Genomic DNA, 6,110 nt, shown 5'->3' with positions numbered 1-6,110 from the left:
ATTACAGCAGAAGGCGAACCGGAAGCGGAAGAGCTGCGGGAACAGCTGTTGCAGGAGCTGCCTGATTACATGGTGCCGTCCAGCTTTATGCAGTTGGATCGGATGCCGATGACTCCGAGCGGAAAGATTGACCGAAAGGCGTTGCCTGAGCCTGAATGGCAGGGAAGCGACGATACATTTAGCAGCCCAAGAAATGACATTGATCTGAAAATCCAGAAGGTATGGCAGGATATTCTCGGTATGAAACTGATCGGCATTGATGAGCATTTCTTCAGACTGGGCGGCAATTCGATCAAGGCAATTCAGGTGGTTTCAAGGCTGGCGCTGGATTTTGAAGTGGGTATTAACGACATTTTTCAATATCCGACGATTCGGGGCTTGGCGGATCACATCAAATATTCCAAAGGCAGATTACAACAATTCGTATACGCCCTGCAGGAAGCAGCAGCTGTCGGAAAAAGTGGCGTACCTGGTGTTGTATGGAAATTGCGCGAGAGTCTCAAGGAATATGGCAAGAAAAATCAGGTATATGAAAGCATCAATCTTGCTGAACGGGCTGATTACCGAAATATTCTGCTGGTTGGAGGAACAGGGTATCTCGGGATCCATATTTTGTTTCAATTACTGCAAAATACGGAATATGAGGTGTATGTGCCTGTTCGGGGAACGAGCGACGAAGAGGCACTGGAAAGACTGCGGGCGAAGCTGAAGTTCCATTTTGGCCATGAGCTTGACGGGCAGAATGCCTGGGAGGACAGGGTGCACGTGTTCTGCGGAGATTTAACCCGGGACTGTTTTGGCCTGAGCCGGGAGCGCTATGAGCGTTTGGCCGAAATCATTGATGCGATCATTAATTCGGCGGCAAACGTGAAGCATTTTGGGCATTACTCGGAATTTTATGCCGTCAATGTGGAAGGGAACGAACGAGTGATCGAATTTGCCAGCACAGGGAAGAAAAAGACCTACAATTTTGTTTCTACCACCAGCGTAGGCAGCGGATGGATAGAAGATCAGGACAGCTTCGTGTTCTCTGAATATGATTGCTATGTTGGACAAAGCTCTGATAACTATTATGTTATGACGAAACTCGAAGCCGAGAAAGAGATTATTAAAGCAAGGGAACAAGGGCTTGATTCCAATGTATTCAGAGTCGGAAATCTCGTTTTTGATTCCAATTCAGGGATCTTCCAGGAAAATATCTCGGACAATGCATTTTATTCATTGGTCAAGTCGATGATCAAACTTGGTCGGGTTCCTGCAATTCAAGATAAAACCATGAATTTCTCCTTTGTGGATGAGGTTGCCAAAGCTGTTGTACTGCTGTTCGACCGCAAAAATCTCAAGAATGAAACCTATCATCTATTTAATAGCCATCAGGTTAGCATGATATCCTTTGCCAAGCTTTTGAAGCAGGCGGATATACAAGTTCAGCCGATGCCAGTGGAGGATTTTGCCGAATACATGTTTGAAAAATACGATGAAGCACAGACGCAGCAGGAGGTTGCCCGGATTCTTGTTCATTCCAACGTCTTCTTTGAGGGAGCAAGCAAAACGTTGTTCATGACAATGAACAAGAAGACCGACGGTATTTTGCAGGCGCTAGGGTTTGAATGGTCCAGGCTGGATGGTCAAAAAGTGAAGCTGATGATGGATCATGTCAAAAAGGTAGAGTTCATGTAAAAAAACAGGAGAGGAGGGAAAAAGAATGAACGCCATTAAACTGGCAAGCACTTACTTTTTCGGAACGGAAGATTATCTTTCATCCAACAGCATGATCGCAACGGTTACTTTTAAAAGAAGAATCGACGCTGAAAAATTATTTTCCAGCTACCGTTTGCTTATCATGGACAATCCATTGCTACAAGCCAAAAGGGTGGAACAGTTCGAAAAAGACACGTTTGAATGGGGATGTTTTTCGCAGGAAGAGCTGGAAAATTTGCTGGAGATTGAAAAGGTGCAGCTTTCCCAATATTTTACGGAAGAAGAGGCACTGGCCCAGTATGCCCCAACCAATTCCAGACTGCCATTTCGCATTATCCCTATAAATGAACATACCATGATATTTGCGATGAACCATGCGGTGGCTAATGGACGGGGCTTGGTTTTCTGGATCAAGAGATGGCTGGAATATTATGCGGGCGAATCTGAGGCGAAGCCGGAAAAGAAGGCAGCAAAGGGAGACGTCCCCGGAGACAAGCTGTTGCGTATGAAAAGAAAAGTTTCCGCTTTTTTATGGATGCCGGTTTTTATTACAGGCTTTATATCCAGGGTTATGGGAAAAAGGACAAGCGCTGGCGAAACCGTTGATTTGAGCTACGGCAGAAAACCGGAGCAAGGCGGTGGCTACATTAAAAAATCGTACTGTTTCAGTAAAGAAGAGACAGCTGAGATTTTACGGCAATGCCGGAGCAAAAAAATGACATTGACCGAATACATCTGCTTTCGAACGACCGATGGACTACTGCAACATGCTCCCGGCAAGCAGCGCGTATTTGTCTCCATGCCCATGGATTTGCAGTTGCTGCTTGACTATTCGCCGGAAACGATGCACGGCAATTACGTCGCCAGTCTTCCGATGCAATTTTTCCGGAACGGGAATTTGGAAAAACAGGTGAAATCCGCATTCAAATGGTTCAAAAGGGGGGTTCCCTATGCACTGTCGATCTTTTTTTCTTCGTTTTCCAATTCATATCGGAAATATAAACAACAGTGCCTTGAATTGTGTATGAAAACAATGCCTGAAAGATTCCCACTGTGGAATTTTTCCATCACTTTGTCCAATGTGGGTATTATATCGTATCCGATTATGGAGGAATGGGTGGATACGATCTATTTTTCCATCAAAAACCAGTCGTTACTGCTCACAACAGCTACGCTTTCGGGACGTTTAATGATGGAAGTCAGCGTATTGGAGAATATGTATGATTCAGAAGAGGTCTTTGGTCTTTTTGACCACATTTTATCTGTGGAACATTTGATGAATGGTTATACCCCTGTCAAGTAAACAAGTGAAGAAGGACTAAGCAGCCAGCGCGTGCCGATACTCAATCGGTGCGCGTTGCTTGCGTTTGGCTGAAATCGTTGGCAATATAAAAATTCCCCTCCAAGTTCACTCTATCCTCATGATACCATGTGGACTTTTTTGAGTGTCTACCTGAAGGGGATATTAGCAGTGCTCTCTAGCCGAGGGTCCTTTTCTGTTGATGCAATTGTATGCTTTCGTGTATGACTCTTGGTACTTCTGTTAACTTCTGTATCGTATACATCACGGAATTCACGTTTTTTTGCAGTTCAACCATATTGTAAATCCATTCCTTGGGCTGCTTGAGATATACAGCATGAATACCTGCCGCAAGGGCTGGAGATACGTCGGTACGCAGGGAGTTTCCGATCATCCAGGTAATGCTTCGGTCCATACTATTCATCTGAATGATTTCTTCCAGTGCTTCGACATTTTTATGCTGGCGAATATAGATGCGTTCATCAAAATAATTAGCCAGCTTCATTTGTTCAATCTTTCTTTCCTGAATGACCTGCTCACCGCCAGTGTAGAGATACAGGGAATGCCCGGCTTTTTGGAGCGAATTCAATGTTTCAACCATTCCCGGGTACGGTTCGATTTCTTGCTCGTACACACTTCGTCCAAGGGAGCGAAGCTCCTGCTCGTCCCGAGAATCAATACGGCGTCCGAATTGTTCGGAGAAAAAGTGGTACGTATCAATCAAAGATTGTGGAAAATGCTCGCTGGCAAAGCCCAACTGATGAACACCAGCCACATCAATTTCGATTTGTTTCTCGCGAATTGTATTTTTCGTCAGATTATGGGCTGCAAACCATTCCTGAAGCAAATCAAAAAAATGGCTGAGAATCAGGTCAAAATACTTGTTGCAGTGAACCAAAGTGTCATCAAGATCAAATAAAATGTGCTGCTTCGGATACGACATGTTGCATACTCCTTCCAAGCCCAAAGCTTTAACGGTGTTCCGTATAACTAAAGGTGCAGTTTCATTACAATCCAATATAGGATTCCAAAAATACCTGTAAATCAGCCGCTCCGTCGGGACGGATGCTGAATTTTTCCTTGTGATAGCGTCCAATGTGAATGCGAAGCAGACCAGCCACTCGCAAAATCATCATATCAGACATAAGTGTATCTTCCAATCGGCTCAAATCATGGCGCATTTCCTCCAGAGATTTAGGGCCTTGAGCTACATAACGCAAAATTCGCAGTCGTTGTGGATCATTGACCGCACGAGTGAGCCGCAGCAGGAGCGTAGGCGGTTCTTCCTCGCTTTCCTCGGGTATATCTACCGGATACTGGATTAGCAGCATGCGCGAATAAAAACAGTAGGAATTAATCGGGCGATTATGGACGACCGGAAAGAGGACAACCGTATCCAGATCTTCCATATGTGGAACGACCAATCCAGCTGTGGCGTATTCAACCAGTGCTTCCGGCTCCATTTTGCTCAAAAGCATACGCTTTTCCGCAGCGTCTTCCTCTGCCAGCACGCGCAGCTCGCCTTCCAGAGCCCGAAAATAATCGCGATCCCATAATTTGAGGAGGGGCGCATATACCTTGCGTATGCGTAAAGATTCTTCAAAGGTTAAAAAAGGGATGTGCGGAACAAGCAGCTCAAACATATCTTGATCCGGACCGTGCTCCAAATAAGTGATATAGTCGGATATTTCATCCGATTCCGGTCGAAGCAAAGCCCAGGCATAGAGTGCGTCATAATCGCTAAAAGGGCAATCCTGGGCTGTGGCAAGCTCGGTACGAACTTCGTGTTGCAGCCGTGCATCCACCTTGTCGACCCATTCATGCCCCAGGTCCATATCGTGTACCCATTTTTTAGTTACATAGGCCATGAAGCTGCCGAGTAATTCGTAAATTGGAGAAGTGTCTATTTTAATTTGATAACTCATGGAATCAAATGCCTCCTATTCTGTCTTCGAGCCCAGAGCGGTGAACGAATTAAGCCCGTCCATAAGCACAACACGAGCATTTTGAAATTGCTCACTTATTTATTATGGCTTGTTCTGCCGGACATTGTCCACTATAATATGAAATAGTGCGCTGTGCATGAAGAGGTTCGGATTGAACATACGTGACTCCTTAACGAACGGAGTCGGATTACATATCAGACAAGCTCTTTCCGTAAAATCGTCATCTCAGATGACGATTTTTTTCTTCTTTTCTGTAATGCGTGCTGAATGCATGCTGTAATGTATTCTATAATGCGCCAAAATCACCTGAATTTGTATGTGTTTGGCTGCTTTTTCAGGCCAGCAGAGCATGTATATGGACAAGAATTATTATTGATTATGGTATCAAATGCAAATCATTCCTTAATACTCATTTTTGCTGTTGATATTTTATTGCTTTTACCAGGGGGTACCATGATGTCGTCGTCGTTGCGTGTTCATTATTTTATTCTAATTGCGGTTATTATCGTAGCCGGATTATGTCAAGGTTTGCTGTTGCCTATCCTGTCTATCTCGTTGGAGCAAATGGGGGTCTCATCTTCGCTAAATGGAATGAACGCAGCTGCGCTATATATAGGTTCATTCGCTATGACGCTGGTGGCTGAACGGACACTAGGATGGTTGGGCTTCAAAAAACTGATGGCCGGAGGCTTGGTGCTTGTACTCGTGACGCTGCTGCTATTCCCGCTAATCCCTGACATCCGGGTGTGGTTCGTACTGCGGCTGCTGGTTGGAATAGGTGACAGTGCGCTTCACTATTCTGCCCAACTGTGGATTTTGCTAGTGACTCCGCCAGAAAACCGTGGCCGCAACATCTCCTTTTATGGCATGTCCTACGGTTTGGGCTTTGCAATGGGGCCATTGGGATTATGGCTGCTTGATTATGGAACACTGGTTCCGTTTGCTGCACTGGCCTTGCTGTGCCTGCTTGTTTTGCTGCTGGTGTTAGTGAAGCTACCGGATTCCAGACCGGAAAAGCAGGCAACCGAGGCACGTCCCGCACAAAGATTCCGACGCAGCTACAGCTGGGCATGGTATGCTCTATTGCCTGCATTCCTCTACGGCTATATGGAAGCCAGTCTGAACAGCAACTTTCCGGTCTATGGTCTGCGTATTGGCTTTCA

The 6,110-nt window shown here is 45.4% G+C and carries 5 protein-coding genes; 3 read left to right on the top strand and 2 right to left on the bottom strand.

Features of this window, described 5'->3' with window-relative positions; translation table 11 throughout:
* Both WG8_RS22235 and WG8_RS22230 read left to right on the top strand, forming a co-directional pair.
* Nucleotides 1-1,680 (top strand): thioester reductase domain-containing protein (locus tag WG8_RS22235; protein ID WP_007432535.1); only part of this gene is annotated, 1,680 nt, incomplete at its 5' end.
* A gap of 25 nt (nucleotides 1,681-1,705) precedes the next feature.
* Nucleotides 1,706-3,004, top strand: a complete 1,299-nt coding sequence (locus WG8_RS22230; RefSeq protein ID WP_007432534.1) for a hypothetical protein — start codon at nucleotides 1,706-1,708, stop codon at nucleotides 3,002-3,004.
* A 175-nt stretch (nucleotides 3,005-3,179) separates the two neighbouring features.
* On the opposite strand, the gene WG8_RS22225 is transcribed toward WG8_RS22230, so the two are convergent.
* Both WG8_RS22225 and WG8_RS22220 read right to left on the bottom strand, forming a co-directional pair.
* A complete protein-coding gene (locus WG8_RS22225; RefSeq protein ID WP_007432532.1) occupies nucleotides 3,180-3,944 on the bottom strand; it encodes an HAD family hydrolase in 765 nt (254 codons plus the stop codon).
* Between the two features lie 64 nt (nucleotides 3,945-4,008).
* Nucleotides 4,009-4,926, bottom strand: coding sequence for a hypothetical protein (locus tag WG8_RS22220; RefSeq protein ID WP_007432531.1), 918 nt, complete (start codon nucleotides 4,924-4,926; stop codon nucleotides 4,009-4,011).
* A 477-nt stretch (nucleotides 4,927-5,403) separates the two neighbouring features.
* Between WG8_RS22220 and WG8_RS29070 the strand changes: the two genes are divergently transcribed.
* A partial coding sequence (locus WG8_RS29070; RefSeq protein WP_007432530.1) for an MFS transporter occupies nucleotides 5,404-6,110 on the top strand: 707 nt, incomplete at its 3' end.

It is taken from the genome of Paenibacillus sp. Aloe-11 (genome assembly GCF_000245715.1).
Taxonomy (GTDB): Bacteria; Bacillota; Bacilli; order Paenibacillales; family Paenibacillaceae; genus Paenibacillus; species Paenibacillus kribbensis.
The sequence above is the reverse complement of the archived record's forward strand: the minus strand, read 5'-3'. Positions and strand labels throughout refer to the sequence as shown.

Bases quoted from the DNA above. Each gene is read 5' to 3' on its own strand.
- WG8_RS22220 (WP_007432531.1), bottom strand. From the start codon at position 4,926: ATGAGTTATCAAATTAAAATAGACACTTCTCCAATTTACGAATTACTC.
- WG8_RS22225 (WP_007432532.1), bottom strand. From the start codon at position 3,944: ATGTCGTATCCGAAGCAGCACATTTTATTTGATCTTGATGACACTTTG.
- WG8_RS22230 (WP_007432534.1), top strand. From the start codon at position 1,706: ATGAACGCCATTAAACTGGCAAGCACTTACTTTTTCGGAACGGAAGAT.